The 17782-nt window shown below is 61.7% G+C and carries 11 protein-coding genes; 10 read left to right on the top strand and 1 reads right to left on the bottom strand.

All coding sequences use genetic code 11. The annotated features are described in order from the left end of the window. Window positions 1–6 precede the first annotated feature (6 nt). The 9 genes from thyA (at window position 7) to recD (ending at window position 14760) form a co-directional block, all read left to right on the top strand. Window positions 7–801: a thymidylate synthase gene (gene thyA / locus AC2CGI_RS15740; RefSeq protein WP_015378919.1), complete on the top strand. Its 795-nt coding sequence runs from the start codon at window positions 7–9 to the stop codon at window positions 799–801. A gap of 174 nt (window positions 802–975) precedes the next feature. Further along, window positions 976–1479, top strand: a complete 504-nt coding sequence (locus tag AC2CGI_RS15735; RefSeq protein WP_076741318.1) for a prepilin peptidase-dependent protein — start codon at window positions 976–978, stop codon at window positions 1477–1479. Beyond that, window positions 1473–2051: a prepilin peptidase-dependent protein gene (locus AC2CGI_RS15730; RefSeq protein ID WP_015378917.1), complete on the top strand. Its 579-nt coding sequence runs from the start codon at window positions 1473–1475 to the stop codon at window positions 2049–2051. Before AC2CGI_RS15735 ends, AC2CGI_RS15730 begins: the two co-directional genes overlap by 7 nt. After that, a complete protein-coding gene (locus tag AC2CGI_RS15725) occupies window positions 2048–2494 on the top strand; it encodes a YgdB family protein (protein ID WP_015378916.1) in 447 nt (148 codons plus the stop codon). The genes AC2CGI_RS15730 and AC2CGI_RS15725 overlap by 4 nt, the downstream gene beginning before the upstream one ends. After that, entirely contained in the window at window positions 2484–2840 is a 357-nt protein-coding gene (locus AC2CGI_RS15720; RefSeq protein WP_015378915.1) for a prepilin-type N-terminal cleavage/methylation domain-containing protein, read from the top strand. The genes AC2CGI_RS15725 and AC2CGI_RS15720 overlap by 11 nt, the downstream gene beginning before the upstream one ends. A 32-nt stretch (window positions 2841–2872) precedes the next feature. Continuing rightward, the gene (gene recC / locus AC2CGI_RS15715) at window positions 2873–6244 is read left to right on the top strand and encodes an exodeoxyribonuclease V subunit gamma (RefSeq protein ID WP_076741319.1); all 3372 of its coding nucleotides are present in this window, start codon (window positions 2873–2875) and stop codon (window positions 6242–6244) included. Window positions 6245–6476: 232 nt separating this feature from the next. Next, window positions 6477–9365, top strand: coding sequence for a pitrilysin (ptrA, locus tag AC2CGI_RS15710; protein WP_031300601.1), 2889 nt, complete (start codon window positions 6477–6479; stop codon window positions 9363–9365). Further along, window positions 9362–12913: an exodeoxyribonuclease V subunit beta gene (gene recB / locus AC2CGI_RS15705; protein ID WP_076741320.1), complete on the top strand. Its 3552-nt coding sequence runs from the start codon at window positions 9362–9364 to the stop codon at window positions 12911–12913. The genes ptrA and recB overlap by 4 nt, the downstream gene beginning before the upstream one ends. Further along, window positions 12910–14760 (top strand): exodeoxyribonuclease V subunit alpha, encoded by a 1851-nt coding sequence (recD, locus tag AC2CGI_RS15700; RefSeq protein ID WP_076741321.1) that lies wholly within the window; start codon window positions 12910–12912, stop codon window positions 14758–14760. The genes recB and recD overlap by 4 nt, the downstream gene beginning before the upstream one ends. 38 nt (window positions 14761–14798) lie before the next feature. Here the strand turns inward: recD and argA are convergent, their stop codons facing one another. Further along, window positions 14799–16124, bottom strand: coding sequence for an amino-acid N-acetyltransferase (gene argA, locus AC2CGI_RS15695; protein ID WP_031300600.1), 1326 nt, complete (start codon window positions 16122–16124; stop codon window positions 14799–14801). A 239-nt stretch (window positions 16125–16363) separates the two neighbouring features. Between argA and amiC the strand changes: the two genes are divergently transcribed. After that, a complete protein-coding gene (amiC, locus tag AC2CGI_RS15690) occupies window positions 16364–17617 on the top strand; it encodes an N-acetylmuramoyl-L-alanine amidase AmiC (protein WP_004931882.1) in 1254 nt (417 codons plus the stop codon). The last annotated feature ends 165 nt before the right edge of the window (window positions 17618–17782 follow it).

The raw sequence follows: 17782 nt of genomic DNA, 5'->3' as shown, positions 1-17782 counted from the left end.
GGACAAATGAAACAGTATCTGGATTTGATGAACAAGGTGCTCGCCGAGGGCACCCCTAAAGCCGACCGTACCGGCACTGGCACATTGTCGATTTTCGGCCACCAGATGCGTTTCAACTTGCAGGAAGGTTTCCCGTTGGTGACCACCAAGAAATGTCATCTGCGTTCGATCATTCATGAGCTGTTGTGGTTCCTGAACGGCGATACCAACATCGCCTATCTGCGTGACAACAAGGTCACCATTTGGGACGAGTGGGCCGATGAAAACGGCGATCTCGGCCCGGTGTACGGCAAGCAGTGGCGCGCCTGGGGCGCGGCGGACGGTCGTCAGATCGATCAGCTGAGCAACGTGCTCCAGCAGCTGAAACAAGATCCGGATTCGCGCCGCATCATCGTTTCCGCCTGGAACGTCGGTGAGCTGGACCAGATGGCGCTGGCGCCGTGCCACGCGTTCTTCCAGTTCTACGTGGCGGACGGCAAGCTCTCTTGCCAGCTGTACCAGCGTTCCTGCGACGTCTTCCTCGGCCTGCCGTTCAACATCGCCAGCTACGCGCTGTTGGTGCATATGATGGCGCAGCAGTGCGATTTGGACGTCGGCGACTTCGTCTGGACCGGTGGCGATACCCATCTGTACAGCAATCATATGGAACAGACGAAGCTGCAGCTGACGCGTGAACCCCGTCCGTTGCCGAAGCTGGTGATCAAACGCAAGCCGGCTTCGCTGTTCGATTACCGTTTCGAAGACTTCGAGATCGAAGGTTACGATCCGCACCCGGCCATCAAGGCGCCGGTCGCGATCTGACCTTAACCGCATCACACCAGGGGCGCAGCGATTGCGCCCCTTTTTTTATCCGCATTGCGCGCCGCGCCGCATTTTATTGTCGCCATTTGTCGCTACAGGGAAAACATTGCGCAGTTTGCCGCAAGGCTTGCGCATGCGGCTTTACCGCCTTGTTACGGCCCTTAAACTGGCCGCATGAATGAAAATACGCTCTCGAACATCGATCACCGCCAGCGTGGCATGACGCTGATTGAGCTGTTGGCGGCGCTCCTGATCGTCGGCATGCTCACCGGCTGGGGCGTCGGTCAATGGCGCCACCATCAGCAAACGTTGCGCCTGGAACATACTGCCCAGCAGCTGCTGGCGTTTTTACTGCGACTGCAGGCGGACGCCAACTGGCGCAACCGCACGACGCTGCTGTGGTTCAAGAACGGCACGCCCTGGTGCCTGGGCGGCGGTGTGCCGCCGCCGGATTGCGCTTCCGCCGAGGGTTCCGTTTTCTCACCGTCTTACCGCGACGTCGTTTTGAGCGGCTACACCGACAAAGAGATCGGGTTTTACGGCTTGCGCAATACCGCGCAGGCGGGGCACATCCTGCTCAGCAACGAGGCAGGCGGCCTGCGGCTAGTGCTGTCCGCCCGAGGGCGGCTGCGTTTGTGCAGCGAAGGGCTCCGGATAAGGGGGATCGCGCCATGCTGACTGTAGAACGCGGTTTTACCTTGCCGGAGGTGATGTTGGCGCTGGTGTTCGGCAGCGTGATCGCGCTCGGCGCCGCGAAAACCTACCCGCTGTTGCGCCAGCAAAACGTGGCCGTCGGCCAGCATTTTCGGCTGGAGTCAACGCTGCGGCAACTGGCGTTCGGCATCGAGAAAGACCTGCGCCGCGCCGGTTTCTGTGCCGGGCAGTGCGCCGGCCGCCCGCTGCTGATCGGCCAGGCGGTGGGAGAAGCGGCGGGCAGCTGCGTTATCGTCGCTTACGATATCACCCGCAGTGGGCAATGGCTCACCTCGGGCGAGGATGCAGGTTATTTCGGCTATCGGCTGCGCAATGGCGGCTTGGAAGGGCAGCGCGGCGTAAGCCAATGCGACGGCGGCGGCTGGGAGCGGCTGCTCGATCGTGACGAAGTGCGCATTGAGCGGTTTCATGTGGCGATAGAGCGCGGGGAGTATGGCGGTGCGCTGGCCCGTTTGACTCTGGCGGGGCGCTCTGTCGGCGATGCGCGTATCAGGCGCAGCCTGAGCGGGAGCGTCGAAATGGCGGCGTTGCCATGAACCGGCGGAGCCAGCGAGGTGGCAGTACTTTGGCGGCGGTAATGTTGCTGCTGGCGTTGGGGTTGATGTTGCTCAATGCCCAGCACCGGCAATTGGATAACGCGCTGTTACTGGCCGCCGATCAGCAGCGCTACCTCCAGGCTTACAATCAGGCCGCATCGGCGCTGAGTTGGGGCATGCTCCAGCGTTGGCCGCGCGCCGAGCTGAGTGCGGCGGCCTGGTTATGCAGGCAGCGCGCGGAACTGACGGCCTGCGCCCGGCTGTCTGCCAGAGCGGGCGTCGTGACGGTACGCGGCCTTGGGGAGATGCGCGGCGGTGAGCCGCTTTGGCTGTATCAATGGGGCGCGTTTGACGGTGCGGAATCGGTCGGCAGGGTGCAAGCGCAGCCGGGCGGCCGGCTGGATTTTTGCCCCGAGAAAAGGCCGGCCGACTGTGAGGGTTAACGCTCGCGCAGGGCGGTTATCCCGCAACGGCTTCAGCCTGCCGGAAGTGTTGGTGGCGGCATTGTTGTTCTCGGTGTCGCTGCTGGGCTTGTTACAGTATCATCAGGTGCTGTTGCAGTCGTTCCAGCGCCAGTGGCACTACCGGCAAGCCTGGGTGATGGCGCATCAGCAGTTGGAGGCGTTCGCAGTCACCGGTCGGCTCGATGCCGAACCGCTGCCGGAAGGCTGGCGACGCGAGACGGCGTTCGACGGCGCGGATGCGGATTGCCGCCGATTGACGGTCAGAGTACAAACTCCGCAACGGCAGTGGGCGACGCTGAGCCGCTGGTATTGCACCCGTTTTTGAGCCGGTACGTATCTTGTTTTAAAGGAGTCTTCATGTTCACGGTTTATCATTCCAATCAGCTGGATTTGTTGAAAACGCTGACCAGCGTGCTGATAGCCAGAGATCCGTTGACCGATCCTTTTCAACAGGAGGTGGTGCTGGTGCAAAGCCCCGGTATGGCGCAATGGCTGCAGATGCAGCTGGCGGAACAGTTCGGTATCGCCGCCAATGTCGCGTTTCCGCTGCCGGCGACCTTCATTTGGGACATGTTCACCCGGGTGTTGCCGGATATTCCGAAAGAGAGCGCCTTCAGCAAGGATGCCATGACCTGGAAGCTGATGTGGTTGTTACCGGAGATGTTGACTCAGCCGGCGTTTGCGCCACTGCAGCACTATCTGACCGATGACGGCGACAAGCGCAAAATCCACCAGTTGGCTGGCCGGGTCGCCGACCTGTTCGACCAATATTTGGTTTATCGCCCGCAGTGGCTGGAGAGCTGGCAGCGCGGCGAGCGCATCGACGGTCTGGCGGAGGCTCAGCAATGGCAGGCGCCGCTCTGGGCGCGACTGGTGGAATACACGCGCGAATTGGGGCAGCCGGAATGGCACCGCGCCAATCTGTACAGCCGCTTTATCCACGCGCTGGAGCAGGCAAAAACGTGCCCGCCCGGTTTGCCGCCGCGGGTGTTTATCTGCGGCATCTCGGCATTGCCGCCGATCTATCTGGAAGCGCTGCAGGCGCTGGGGCGGCATATCGACATCCACCTGATGTTCACCAACCCCTGTCGCTACTATTGGGGTGATATTCAGGATTACGCCTTTCTGGCCCGCTTGCAGAGCCGCAAGCGTCGTCACTATCATCAGGCGCGCGAGCAAGGGCTGTTCCGCGAGCCGGATGACGCGGCGCGCCTGTTTGACGCCGAAGGGCAGCAGCAACTCAGCAACCCGCTGCTGGCCTCCTGGGGCAAGCTGGGGCGCGATCACCTTTACCTGCTGTCGCAGATGGAAGGGGCGCAAGAGGTCGACGCCTTTGTCGATATCCCGGCCGATACCATGCTGCACGCCGTTCAGCGCGATATGCTGGAACTGGAAGACCATGCGGTAATCGGTATTACCGCGGAAACGCTGGAAAGCAGCTTCAGCAAACGTCCGCTTGATGAAAACGACCGCTCCCTCAGCCTGCACGCCTGCCACAGCCCACAGCGGGAAGTGGAGGTGCTGCACGATCAACTGCTGACCATGCTTGCGCAGGATCCCGCGTTGACGCCGCGCGACATCATCGTGATGGTGGCGGATATCGACAGCTACACGCCTTACATTCAGGCGGTGTTCGGCAATGCCCCCGCCGAGCGCTACCTGCCGTTTGCCATTTCTGACCGTAAAGCGCGCCAGGCGCATCCGGCTTTGCAGGCGTTCATCTCCCTGCTCGATTTGCCGCAAAGCCGCTTTACGTCGGAACAGGTGCTGGCGCTGCTGGAAGTACCTGCCCTGGCCGCCCGTTTCGCCATTGGCGAAGAGGGGTTGCGCCTGTTGCGTCACTGGGTCGGTGAATCCGGCGTGCGCTGGGGTCTGGACGACGATAACGTGCGCGAACTGGATCTGCCCGCCACCGGCCAGCACACCTGGCGATTCGGCATTACGCGCATGCTGCTCGGTTACGCGATGGACAGCAACGCCGGCGATTGGCAGGGCATTTTGCCTTACGATGAATCGAGCGGGTTGGTCGCCGAACTGGCGGGGCAACTGGCAGACCTGCTGGCGCAGCTCAGCCACTGGCGGCAAATCTTGAGCGAAGCGCGCTCGCTCGAGGCGTGGCTGCCGCTGTGCCGCCAACTGCTGGATGCCTTCTTCGCAGCGGACAGCGATACCGAAGTGGTGCTGGCATTGATTGAGCAGCAGTGGCAGCAGGCCATTAATTTTGGCTTGGCGGCGCGCTATCCCGATGAGGTGCCGTTGACCATTCTGCGCGACGATCTGGCGGCGCGCCTCGATCAGGAGCGCATCAGCCAGCGCTTCCTCGCCGGGCAAATCAACTTCTGTACGCTGATGCCGATGCGCTCGATTCCGTTCAAGGTGGTGTGCCTGCTGGGCATGAACGACGGCGTGTATCCGCGCACGCTGCCGCCGCTGGGCTTTGATCTGATGGCGCAGCAGGTCAAGCGCGGCGACCGCAGCCGCCGCGATGACGACCGATATCTGTTCCTGGAAGCGATTCTGTCCGCTCAGCAGCGGCTATATATCAGCTTCATCGGCCGTTCCATTCAGGACAACAGCCCGCGCTACCCTTCTGTGCTGGTCACTGAGCTGCTTGAGTACCTGGAGCAAAGCTATTGCCTGCCGGGAGATGAGGAACTCAGCGCAGACGACAGCGCCCGGCGGGTTGGTGAGCACTTGCTGAAGTGGCATGCGCGCATGCCGTTCGCCGCCGAGAATTTCTTGCCGGGCTCGGAGGCGCAAAGCTATGCCGCCGAGTGGCTGCCCGCCGCAGATGGTCGCGGTGCGGCGCATCCGGCGTTCAACCAGCCGCTGCCTGCCGAAGCGCTGCAGCAAATATCATTGGATGAGCTGCTGCGGTTTTACCGCCATCCGATTCGCGCGTTTTTCCAATTGCGGTTGGGCGTCAGTTTTATCCTGGAAGAGACTGAGCTGCCGGACGAAGAGCCCTTCACGCTGGATAACCTCAGCCGCTACCAGTTCAACAGCCAACTGCTGAATACCCTGATCGACGGCGACGATCCCGAACGGTTGTTCCAGCGGGTGCGTGCCGCCGGCGGCTTGCCCTATGGCGCCTTTGGCGAGATCTATTGGCAAAAGCAGCAGGAAGAGATGAGCGAACTGGCCGAGCAGGTGCATGCGGAACGCGCAGAGAGCCATAGCCTGGAATTGGATATCGATATTGCCGGCGTACGTCTCAGCGGCTGGCTGCATCAGGTGCAGGATGACGGCCTGTTGCGCTGGCGGCCCGCCACGTTGTCGGCGGTGGATGGCATATTGCTGTGGCTGGAGCACCTGGTGTACTGCCGCGCCGGCGGCACCGGCGAGAGCCGCATCTACGGCCGCAAGAACTCCGCCTGGCGCTTTGCCGCGCTGGCGCCTGAAGAGGCGCAGGCGCAGTTGGCGGAGCTGCTGGCGGGTTATCAGCGCGGTCTGTGTCAGCCGCTGTTGTTGCTGAACAAGAGCGGCTGGGCGTGGCTGAGTCAGTGCTATCAGCCGGAAACACAGCAAATCGACTGGGAGGAAGAAGCGCAAACAAAGGCTCGCGCCAAATTGCTGCAGGCCTGGCAGGGCGATCAGCGCATTCCCGGAGAAGGGGAAGATCCCTACGTTCAGCGAGTGTTCCGCCAATTGGATAATGAATACTTAGCGCAAATACTGGCCGAAACAGAGCGTTATCTGCTGCCGGTGGCGCGTCATAACCTGGGGTAACAATCCCCCGGTGGTGCTGTGCGGCGGGAGGTGGTAAAAATAACGAAGGTTATATTCAACCATTGGGGTGATTCCCGGTCTTACATAACGTACAGGCATATACCCGCCGCGTTTTGGGGCGCCACATTGGCGAAGAATCCGGCGAGTACAGATTTGGTTATGTGGTTTTGATGTACGTCGCCAGCGTCAGGGAGTGGGCGTGGCGATGTCAGAATAGGGGTTTATTTTGGATATGCGCAGACAGTTGGCCCGCATCACCGGGCTGGTATTATTGGCTATGTGTTGGGCGCCGTTGAGTTGGGCCGCACAAGGATGGCAACCGCTGGCGGAGAAGATCAACAAGAGCGAGCACGATCCGCGTCAGTACGAGGCGATCAAGTTGGCTAACGGCATGACGGTGCTGCTGGTGTCCGATGCCCAGGCGCCGAAATCGCTGGCGGCGCTGGCATTGCCGGTTGGATCGCTCGAAGATCCGAACAGCCAACTGGGATTGGCGCACTATCTGGAACATATGGTGCTGATGGGCTCCAAACGCTATCCAGAGCCGGAAAACCTGTCCGAATTCCTGAAAAAGCACGGCGGCAGCCACAACGCCAGCACGGCCTCTTATCGCACCGCCTTCTATCTGGAAGTGGAAAATGACGCGCTGGAGCCGGCGGTCGACCGCATGGCCGACGCCATTGCCGAGCCGCTGCTGGATCCGGGCAATGCCGATCGCGAGCGTAACGCGGTGAACGCCGAGTTAACGATGGCGCGTTCGCGCGACGGCATGCGCATGGCGCAGGTCGGCGCGGAAACCCTGAACCCGGCGCACCCGAGCGCGCGCTTCTCCGGCGGCAATCTCGATACGTTGAAAGACAAGCCGGACAGCAAGTTGCACGATGAACTGACCGGCTTCTATAAGCGTTACTATTCCGCCAATCTGATGATGGGCGTTTTGTACGGTAATCAGTCGCTGCCGCAGTTGGCTGGCATTGCGGCGAAAACCTTTGGCCGCGTGCCGAATCATGACGCCAGCGTGCCGCCGATCACCGTGCCGGCCGTCACGCCGGAACAGCAGGGCATCATCATTCACTATGTGCCGGCGCAGCCGCGCAAGCAGCTGAAGGTCGAGTTCCGCATCGATAACAACAGCGCCGCGTTTCGCAGCAAAACCGATACCTACATCAGCTACCTGATCGGCAACCGCAGCAAAAACACCCTGTCTGACTGGCTGCAGAAGCAAGGGTTGGCGGACGCCATCAATGCCGGCGCCGATCCGATGGTGGATCGCAACGGCGGCGTCTTCGCCATCAGCGTTTCACTTACTGACAAAGGCCTGGCCCAGCGCGATGAGGTCGTCGCCGCCATTTTCAACTACCTGAAAATGCTGCGCAGCGAGGGCATCAAGCAGAGCTACTTCGATGAAATCTCGCATGTTCTGAACCTGGACTTCCGCTATCCCTCGATCACGCGCGACATGGACTACATCGAATGGCTGGTGGACACCATGCTGCGCGTGCCGGTTGAGCATGCGCTGGACGCGCCTTACCTGGCCGACCGTTATGATCCAAAGGCGATCGCCGAACGCCTGGACGCCATGACGCCGCAAAACGCGCGCATCTGGTTCGTCAGCCCGGATGAACCGCACAACAAGACGGCCTATTTCGTTAACGCGCCTTACCAGGTCGACAAAATCACGCCGCAGCGCTTTACGCAGTGGCAGCAGTTGGAGAGCGGCATTTCCCTGTCGCTGCCGGCGCTCAACCCGTACATCCCGGATGACTTTACCCTGACCAAGCCATCGCACGAGTTCAAGAAACCGGAAATGGTGGTGGATAAACCCGGCCTGCGCGTGTTGTACATGCCGAGTCGTTACTTCGCCGACGAGCCGAAGGCCGACGTCACCGTCGCTTTCCGCAACGCCAAAACCATGGATTCCGCGCGCAATCAGGTGCTGTTCTCGCTGACGGATTATCTGGCCGGCCTGGCGCTGGATCAGCTGAGCTATCAGGCATCGGTCGGTGGGCTGAGCTTCTCGACCTCGCCGAACAACGGCCTGATGTTTAACGCCAACGGTTTCACCCAGCGTCTGCCGCAGTTGCTGACGGCGCTGATCGAGGGCTATTCCAGCTTCACGCCGACGGAAGATCAGCTGGCGCAGGCCAAGTCCTGGTATCTGGAGCAGCTGGACGCCGCCGAGAAGGGCAAGGCGTTTGAGCTGGCCATTCAGCCGGTGCAGATGGTTTCCCGCGTGCCGTATTCCGAACGCAGCGAGCGCCGCGAAGTGCTGAAGACGTTAACGCTGAAAGACGTGCTGGCCTATCGCGACAGCCTGCTGGCCGAGGCCACGCCGGAGCTGCTGGTAGTGGGCAACATGAGCAAGCAGCAGGTCGACACGTTGGCGTCGACGCTGAAACATCGTCTGGGCTGTACCGGGAGCGAATGGTGGCACGGCGAAGACGTGGTGGTGGACAAGGATCATCTGGCCAACCTGCAACAGGTGGGCAGCAGCACTGACTCGGCGCTGGCGGCGGTTTATGTGCCGACCGGCTACGACGAAGTGACCGGCATGGCCTACAGTTCGCTGCTGGGGCAGATTATTCAGCCGTGGTTTTACAGCCAGCTGCGCACGCAGGAGCAATTGGGGTACGCGGTCTTCGCTTTCCCGATGTCGGTGGGGCGCCAGTGGGGCGTGGGCTTCCTGTTGCAGAGCAACAGCAAACAGCCGGCCTACCTGTACCAGCGCTATCAGGATTTCTACCCGAAAACCGAGAAACGCCTGCGCGACATGAGCGAGGCGGACTTTGAACAGTACAAACAGGCGCTCATCAATGAGCTGAAACAGCGGCCGCAAACTCTGAGCGAAGAGGCCAGCCGGTTCGCCAACGATTTCGATCGCGGCAACTTCGCCTTTGATACCCGCCAGAAGCTGATCGCGCAGGTGCAACAGCTGACGCCGGCCAAACTGGCGGATTATTTCCACCAGGCGGTGATCCAGCCACAGGGGCTGGCGGTGCTGTCGCAGGTTAGCGGCAGCGGGCAAAACAAGGCGGATTACGCGGCGCCTAAGGATTGGGTTACCTATCCGAACGCGTCGGCATTGCAGCAGATTTTGCCGCGTAAAGTGGCAACACCATGACGGAAATTGCCCCGCAGAGGCTGGAGCCGCTGTCGTTGCCGCTGTTCGGCGAACGCCTGATAGAAGCGTCGGCGGGCACCGGCAAAACTTTTACCATCGGCGCGCTGTACCTGCGCTTGCTGCTGGGGTTGGGCGGTGACGCGGCGTTTCCCCGCCCGCTGACGGTCGAAGAAATCCTGGTGGTGACCTTTACCGAGGCCGCCACCGAGGAGCTGCGCGGGCGCATCCGCGACAATATCCACGGGCTGCGCATCGCCTGCGTGCGCGGTGTCAGCGTCAACCCGTTGTTTTCGGCGCTGATGGAAGAAATTGACGATTTGAGCGACGCCGTCTCACAGCTGCTGGCGGCGGAGCGGCAAATGGACGAAGCGGCGATCTACACCATTCACGGCTTTTGCCAACGGATGCTGACGCACAACGCCTTCGAGTCCGGCATGTTGTTTGAACAAACGCTGGTGCAGGACGAGCTGCCGCTGCGGCGGCAGGCCTGTGCCGACTTTTGGCGTCGCCACTGCTATCCGTTGCCGCTGGGCGTGGCGCGTGCGGTCAGCCAGGAGTGGAGCGGCCCGGAAGCGTTGCTGGCCGATCTCTCCGGCTATCTGCACGGTGAAGCGCCGGCGCTGCGGCGGCCGCCGAAGGACGAAGAAACCGTCCTGATGCGCCACGAGCAGATCGTCGCGCGCATCGACGCCATCAAGGCGCAATGGCGGGCGGCGGCGGGCGATCTGGAGGCGTTAATCGCCCAGTCCGGCGTCGATAAGCGCAGCTACAGCAGTAAACACCTGCCGAACTGGCTGAACAAGGTCGGCGAATGGAGCGGGCAGGAGACTCAGGACTACCAGCTGCCGAAGGAACTGGATAAATTTCGCCAGTCGGTGCTGCTGGAGAAGACCAAGAAGGGCGAGCCGCCGCGTCATGCGCTGTTCACGGCGATAGATGAGCTGTTCGATGAACCCTTGACGCTGCGCGACCTGATCATGGCGCGTGCGCTCAGCGAGATCCGCACTTCCATTCAGCAGGAAAAGCGCCAGCGCGCCGAGCTGGGGTTTGACGACCTGCTCAGCCGTTTGGACAGCGCCCTGCAAAGCGGGGGCGGCGAACAGTTGGCGCAGGCGATCCGCCAGCGCTATCCGGTGGCGATGATCGATGAATTCCAGGATACCGATCCGCAGCAATACCGTATTTTCCAAAAACTTTACGTCGGCCGGCCTGATTGCGGCCTGCTGCTGATCGGCGATCCCAAGCAGGCGATTTACGCCTTCCGCGGCGCCGACATCTTCACCTACATGCGTGCGCGTTCAGAGGTGAGCGCCCACTATACGCTGGAGACCAACTGGCGCTCGTCGCCGTCGATGGTCGCCAGCGTCAATCACCTGTTTTCTCAGGTAGAAAAACCTTTCCTGTTCGGCCAAATCCCCTTTATTGAGGTTAACGCGGCGGAAAAGAACCAAGGGCTGGCGTTTGAATTGCACGGCACGCCGCAGCCGGCGATGCAGTTCTGGCTGCAGCAGGGAGAAGGCGTGGGTGTAAGTGATTACCAACAGCTGATGGCGCGCCTGTGCGCCACGCAAATTCGCGACTGGCTCAGCGCCGGGCAGCAGGGGCTGGCGCGGCTGCAGAGCGGCAAGGCGTCACGGCCGGTACAAGCCTCCGATATCACGGTGCTGGTGCGCAGCCGCAATGAGGCGGCGTTGGTGCGCGATGCGCTCAGCGCGCTGTCTATTCCGTCGGTCTACCTGTCCAACCGCGACAGCGTGTTTGACACCCCGGAGGCCAAAGACCTGCTGTGGTTGCTGCAGGCGGTGTTGGCGCCGGAGCAGGAGCGTACGCTGCGCAGCGCCATGGCCACCGGGCTGATGGGGCTGGACGCGCCGACGCTGGACGGCCTGAGCCGCGATGAGCGCGCCTGGGACGCGCTGGTTAATGAATTCGACAATTACCGCACGCTCTGGCTGCGCCGCGGCGTGTTGCCGATGCTGAGCGAGGTGATGAAAGCGCGCCAACTGGCGGAGAACCTGCTGGCCAGCGCCGGCGGCGAGCGTCGCTTGACCGACGTGCTGCATCTGGGGGAGCTGTTGCAAGAAGCGGCGGCGCAGCTCGACAGCGAGCATGCGCTGGTGCGCTGGCTGGCGCAGCAGATCGCCCAGCCTAATCGCCAGTCCGACAATCAGCAGCTGCGGCTGGAGAGCGACCGGCATCTGGTGCAGGTGATCACGATCCACAAGTCCAAGGGGCTGGAGTTCGATCTGGTGTGGCTGCCGTTCGTCGGCAACTTCCGCCAGCAGCAGCAGGCGCTGTATCACGATCGCCACAGTTTCCAGGCGTTGCTGGACCTCGACGCCAATGAAGAGAGCCAGGCCTGGGCGGAGGAGGAGCGCTTGGCGGAAGATCTGCGTCTGCTGTACGTGGCGCTGACCCGCTCGGTGTACCACTGCAGCATCGGCATCGCGCCGCTGTTCCAGGGCACGCGCAAGAAACAGGGCGATACCGATCTGCACCGCAGCGCATTGGGCTATCTGGTGCAGGGCGGGCAGCCCGGCGACGCCGTGTATCTGCAGGAGCGGCTGCAGCAATTGGCGGGCGGCGGTATCGCGCTGTCGCTGGTTGAACCGCCGGATGCAGAACCCTGGCAGCCCCAGACGGCGTTGGCCGAAGCGCTGGCGGCGAAAAGCTTTACCCGGCGGATCCAGGATTTTTGGCGGGTGACCAGCTATACCGGTTTGCAGCAGCACGGCGCGAGCCTGATGCAGGATCTGCTGCCGCGTCTGGATATCGACGCTGCGGGGGAGCGGAGTGAGGAGAGTGAGCCAGCGCTCACACCGCATACCTTCCCGCGCGGCGCGACGCCCGGCACCTTCCTGCACAGCCTGTTCGAAACGTTGGACTTCACCCAGCCGCTCGACGAACAGTGGTTGCTGGAACAGCTGCAACAGCAAGGGTTCGCTGAACACTGGCAACCGATACTGCTGGCGTGGATGCAGGTGCTACTCAACACGCCGCTCGATGGCAGCGGCGTGACGCTGGCGGCGTTAACGCCGCAGCACAAGCAGGCGGAGTTGCAGTTCTATTTGCCGATTAATCAGTTGTTGCAGGCGAAGGATCTCGATGCTCTGGTGAGGCGTTACGATCCGCTTTCCGCTCGCTGCCCGGCGCTGGATTTCCATCAGGTGCAGGGCATGCTGAAAGGCTTTATCGACCTGGTGTTCTGTTGGCAGGGCAAATACTACCTGCTGGACTACAAGTCCAACTGGTTAGGGGAAGACAGCAGCGCCTATACCCGGCCGGCGATGGAGCAGGCGATGGCGGAGCATCGTTACGATCTGCAATATCAGCTGTATACGCTGGCGCTGCACCGTTATCTGCGTCATCGGCTGCCGGATTACGATTACCGGCGCCATTTCGGCGGGGTGATTTATCTGTTCCTGCGCGGCGTGGATGCGGCGCACCCGGGCAACGGCATTTTCACCTGTCTTCCCGAGTTTGAGCTGGTGGCGGGGATGGATCGCTTGTTCAGCGGCGAGGCTGCTGCGACGGAGGATGGATCATGATCGCACTGCTGGAGCAGGCGGTGGCGCTTGGCGTGTTGCGCCCGCTGGACGTGCAGTTCGCCCGCGTGGTGGCGAACGAAGACGAGCCCGATATTTTGCTGGCCGCCGCCTGCCTGAGCGCAGAGGCGGGGGCCGGTCACGTCTGTCTGATGCTGGAGCAGCTGCAGGCGGATACGCTGTTTGAAGGGCGCCAACCGGCGCTGGCGCTGGCGCTGTGGGAGGCGGCCGGGCGACCGGATAGCGAGCGTTGGCAGCAGCGCCTGGCGGCCAGCGCTGCGGTCGGGGACGGCAGTAGCGCTACGCCGCTGGTGCTGCGCGGGCCGCGCTTGTATCTGCAGCGCATGTGGCAAAACGAAGGTGAAGTGGCGGCGTTTATCGGCGGCGAAGGCGAGTCGCTGGCGGTGCCGGAGGCTGAACTGCGCACTATTCTCGACCGCTTGTTCGGTTCGGCGAGCGACGAACCCGATTGGCAGAAGATCGCCGCCGCTGTAGCCGCCACGCGGCGCATTGCGATCATTTCCGGCGGGCCGGGCACCGGTAAAACCACCACCGTCGCCAAGCTGTTGGCGGCGCTGGTGCAGTTGGATGAAAGCGCGCGCTTGCGCATTCAGCTGGCGGCGCCAACCGGCAAGGCGGCGGCGCGCTTGACGGAGTCGCTTGGCAGCGCCAGCCGTCAGCTGGCGTTGACCCCGGCGCAGCAGGCCTTGTTCCCGACGGAGGCGGCGACGTTGCACCGCCTGTTGGGGGCGCAACCCAACAGTCAGCGCATGCGCTATCACCGCGGCAACCGGCTGCATTTGGATGTGCTGGTGGTGGATGAGGCCTCGATGGTCGATCTACCGATGATGGCGCGCCTGATTGCGGCGTTGCCCGATCGGGCCCGGGTGATTTTCCTCGGCGATCGCGATCAGCTGGCCTCGGTGGAGGCCGGCGCGGTGCTGGGGGACATTTGCCGTTTTGCCGAGCAGGGATACAGCGATGCGCGCGCGGCGGAGCTAAGCCGCCTGACCGGCTGTTCGCTCGAAGGGCGGCAGGCCGACGCGGAAGCGGCGGTGCGTGACAGCCTATGCCTGCTGCGCAAGAGCTATCGCTTCGATGCTCGGTCCGGTATCGGCCAACTGGCGTTGGCGGTTAACGCCGGTGCCGGGGAGCGCGCGCTGGCAGCCTTAAGCGGCAGTTTCGGCGATGTCGCGGGCTATGCGCTGGCGACGAGCGAAGAGTATCAGGCGCTGCTGGATGCCTGCGTGGCGGGCTATCGCGACTATCTGCGGCTGACTGCCGAAGGCGCGGATGCGGCGGCGGTGCTGGCCGCCTTTAGCCGCTTCCAGGTGCTGTGCGCGCTGCGTGAAGGGCCTTTCGGCGTTGCCGGCCTGAATGAACGTATTGAACTCGGGCTGCAGCGCGCCGGTCTGATCGACCGCAAACCGGGCGTTCTCGGCCGCTGGTATCGGGGGCGGCCGGTGATGATCGGCCGCAACGACAGCGCGCTGGGGTTATTCAATGGGGATATCGGCATTACGCTGCCGGATGAGCGCGGCGAGCTGCGTGTGCATTTCCAACTGCCGGATGGAAGCATCAAGTCGGTGCAGCCGAGCCGTTTGCCGGCGCATGAAACCGCCTATGCCATGACGGTGCACAAATCTCAGGGATCGGAGTTTGACCATACGGTGCTGGTGTTGCCGAATCACTTCCTGCCGGTGCTGACGCGTGAATTGGTCTATACCGCGATCACCCGTGCGCGTAAGCAGCTCTCGCTGTATGCCACGGAGGCGGTGCTGCTGCGGGCCATTCGTATGCCGACCCAGCGCCGCAGCGGATTGGCTGAACGGCTGCAGGCAACGGAATAAGCGATGAAGGGGCGCGGTAGCGGCCGCGCCCACAGGGATTACAGATCCGCCAGCAGAATTTTGGAGCGGCGTTGGTAGTTGTACAACGCCTGCTTCTGCATCGGCAGCACGTCGACCTCCGCCGGAGTGAAGCCACGCTCCTGGAACCAGTGGATGCTGCGGGTGGTCAGCACGAACAGCTTCTTCAATCCCATCTGCCGCGCCTGATTTTCCACCCGCTGCAGCAGCATCTCGCCGCGCGAAGAGCTGCGGTAATCGGGATGCACCGCCACGCAGGCCATCTCACCGATTTTTTCCTCCGGGAACGGGTACAGCGCCGCACAGGCGATGGTCAGGTTGTCGCGTTCGATAATGGTGAATTTGTCGATCTCCATCTCCAGCTGTTCACGCGAACGGCGCACCAGAATACCTTGCTGTTCGAGCGGCCGAATGAGCTCCAGAATACCGCCGATGTCGTTGATCGTCGCCCGGCGCACCTGTTCGGCGCTCTCCATCACGATTTGGGTGCCGATGCCGTCGCGTGAGAACAGTTCTTGCACCAGCGCGCCGTCCTCCTGATAGCTGATCAGGTGGCTGCGGCGCACGCCGCTGCGGCAGCCTTTCACCGCGCCGCGCAGGAAGCGCACGGTGCCGGAATGGTAATCGCCGCCTTCCTCCAGCTCTTCAAGGCGCTTTTGCGCGTCGTTGGGGAACAGCTCGGAAAGGATGTTGCCTTCCGCGTCGGTCACGCCCTGCGAGGAGCAGAAACCGATCATTTTTTCCGCTTTCAGTTTGATCGCCAGCTGAGTCGCGACTTCCTCCGAAGTCAGGTTGAAGCTCTCGCCGGTGACCGAAACCGCGACCGGGCCGATCAGCACGATGGCGTTGCTGTCGAGCTGACGGTGGATCGCGTCTTCATCGATGCGGCGAATGCGGCCGCTGTGGCAGTAGTCGATGCCGTCATCAACGCCCAGCGGCTGCGCGATGATGAAGTTGCCGCTGACTACGTTGATATGCGCGCCTTGCAGCGGCGTGTTGTTGAGGCTCATCGACAGCCGAGCGGTGATGTCGAGCTGCAGCAGGCCGGCGGCCTGCTTGACCAGTTCGAGCGTATGGGCGTCGGTCACGCGGGTGTGTTTGTGGTAGATCGGCTCATAGTTATGCTGAGCCAGATTGGCGTCGATCTGCGGCCGCGCGCCGTAAACCACCACCAGGCGAATGCCCAGGCTATGCAGCAACCCGATATCGTTGACGATGTTGGAGAAATTCTCGTGTTCGATGGCTTCCCCGCCGAGCATGATGACGAACGTCTTGCCGCGGTGGGCGTTGATATAGGGGACTGAGTGACGGAATCCTTGCACCAGCTCTGTACTACGTTCCTTCACGGCCAAACCTCTTTGCATATTTATACGATATTTTTGTATTTTTATTCTTTTATTGCGCCGATGGCAAGTGGGAAATCGTCATGAAGCGTGCGCTAAGGGCGCTAAATCGTTAATAAATTGAAAAACCATAAAAAGATTTTCTGATGACAGGGCTGGAATGATTGGTTAAAGTTTTCGGCATCCCCATTTCATTGGTGTTTTTTTCATCTGTTGTAAACAGCTATTACTGCCGGAGCCGCATGCCAAACGCTAATCACAATCTGGGCCGCCGTCGTTTATTACAGGGCGTTGCCGCCAGCTGGTTGCTGAGTGTGAGTCGTACGGGCTTCGCCGCATCATCGCACGTGATCGCCGTGCGCGTCTGGCCATCCTCCACCTATACCCGCGTCACGCTGGAATCCAACGTCGAGCTGAAATACAAGCAGTTCGCCCTGACCAATCCCGATCGCGTGGTGGTGGATATCGAAGGCGTTCACCTCAACAGCGTGCTGAAGGGCATCGCCGGGCAGGTGCGCGCCGACGATCCTTATCTCAAGCAGGCGCGCGTCGGCCAGTTCGATCAGAATACCGTGCGGCTGGTGCTGGAGCTCAAACAAAGCGTCAGCCCGCATATTTTCACGCTGGCGCCGGTGCCGGAGTATCGCAACCGTCTGGTGATGGATCTCTATCCGACCAAGGGCGGCAGCGGCGGCGAGGAATATGATCCGCTACTGGCGTTACTGGAAGATTACAACAAGGGCGATCTGGAGCGCACGCTGCCGCCGGAAGCGCCGCAGGCCGGCAAAGCGGGGCGCGATCGGCCGATCGTCATCATGCTGGATCCCGGCCACGGCGGCGAAGATCCCGGCGCGATCGGCAAGTACAAGACGCGCGAGAAAGACATCGTACTGCAGATTGCCCGCAAGCTGAGCGCCATGATCAAGCGCGAGCCGAACATGAAAGTGTTCATGACGCGTAATGAGGACGTGTTTATTCCGCTCAAGGTGCGCGTCGCCAAGGCGCGCAAGCAGCGCGCCGATCTGTTCGTTTCGATTCATGCCGACGCCTTCACCAGCCGCGCTGCGCGCGGGTCATCGGTGTTCGCATTGTCCACCAAAGGCGCCACCAGCTCGGCGGCCAAGTTCCTGGCGCAGACGCAGAATGCCTCGGACCAAATCGGCGGCGTCAGCAAGAGCGGCGACCGCTATCTCGACCACACCATGTTCGATCTGATCCAGACCGCGACCATCAACGACAGCCTGAAATTCGGCAAGGAAGTGTTGAACCGGATGGGCAAAATCAACCGGTTGCACAAGAATCGCGTCGATCAGGCCGGTTTTGCGGTGTTGAAGGCGCCGGATATCCCGTCGATCCTGGTGGAAACGGCGTTTATCAGCAACATCGAAGAGGAGCGCAAGCTGCGCACCAGCCACTTCCAGCAGCAGGTGGCGGAGTCGATTCTGGCGGGCATCAAGGCTTATTTCGCCAACGGCGGCGCGCTGGCGAGTCGATAACGGCAGGGCCGGGCGCGAGTCCGGCTATTTTCGCGGATTGCAGATACAAAAAAACACCCGTCAGGGTGCTTATCTGTTGTCATCAAGAGTTGGTTGCGGGGGCCGGATTTGAACCGACGACCTTCGGGTTATGAGCCCGACGAGCTACCAGGCTGCTCCACCCCG

It is taken from the genome of Serratia sp. LSHTC3 (assembly GCF_057197125.1).
This window is presented reverse-complemented; position numbering and strand designations above follow the sequence as displayed.

Excerpts from the sequence above, each read along its gene's own strand:
- AC2CGI_RS15735 (WP_076741318.1), top strand. The coding sequence starts at position 976 with ATGAATGAAAATACGCTCTCGAACATCGATCACCGCCAGCGTGGCATG.
- AC2CGI_RS15730 (WP_015378917.1), top strand. The coding sequence starts at position 1,473 with ATGCTGACTGTAGAACGCGGTTTTACCTTGCCGGAGGTGATGTTGGCG.
- recD (WP_076741321.1), top strand. The coding sequence starts at position 12,910 with ATGATCGCACTGCTGGAGCAGGCGGTGGCGCTTGGCGTGTTGCGCCCG.
- recB (WP_076741320.1), top strand. The coding sequence starts at position 9,362 with ATGACGGAAATTGCCCCGCAGAGGCTGGAGCCGCTGTCGTTGCCGCTG.
- AC2CGI_RS15725 (WP_015378916.1), top strand. The coding sequence starts at position 2,048 with ATGAACCGGCGGAGCCAGCGAGGTGGCAGTACTTTGGCGGCGGTAATG.
- amiC (WP_004931882.1), top strand. The coding sequence starts at position 16,364 with ATGCCAAACGCTAATCACAATCTGGGCCGCCGTCGTTTATTACAGGGC.
- thyA (WP_015378919.1), top strand. The coding sequence starts at position 7 with ATGAAACAGTATCTGGATTTGATGAACAAGGTGCTCGCCGAGGGCACC.
- recC (WP_076741319.1), top strand. The coding sequence starts at position 2,873 with ATGTTCACGGTTTATCATTCCAATCAGCTGGATTTGTTGAAAACGCTG.
- ptrA (WP_031300601.1), top strand. The coding sequence starts at position 6,477 with ATGCGCAGACAGTTGGCCCGCATCACCGGGCTGGTATTATTGGCTATG.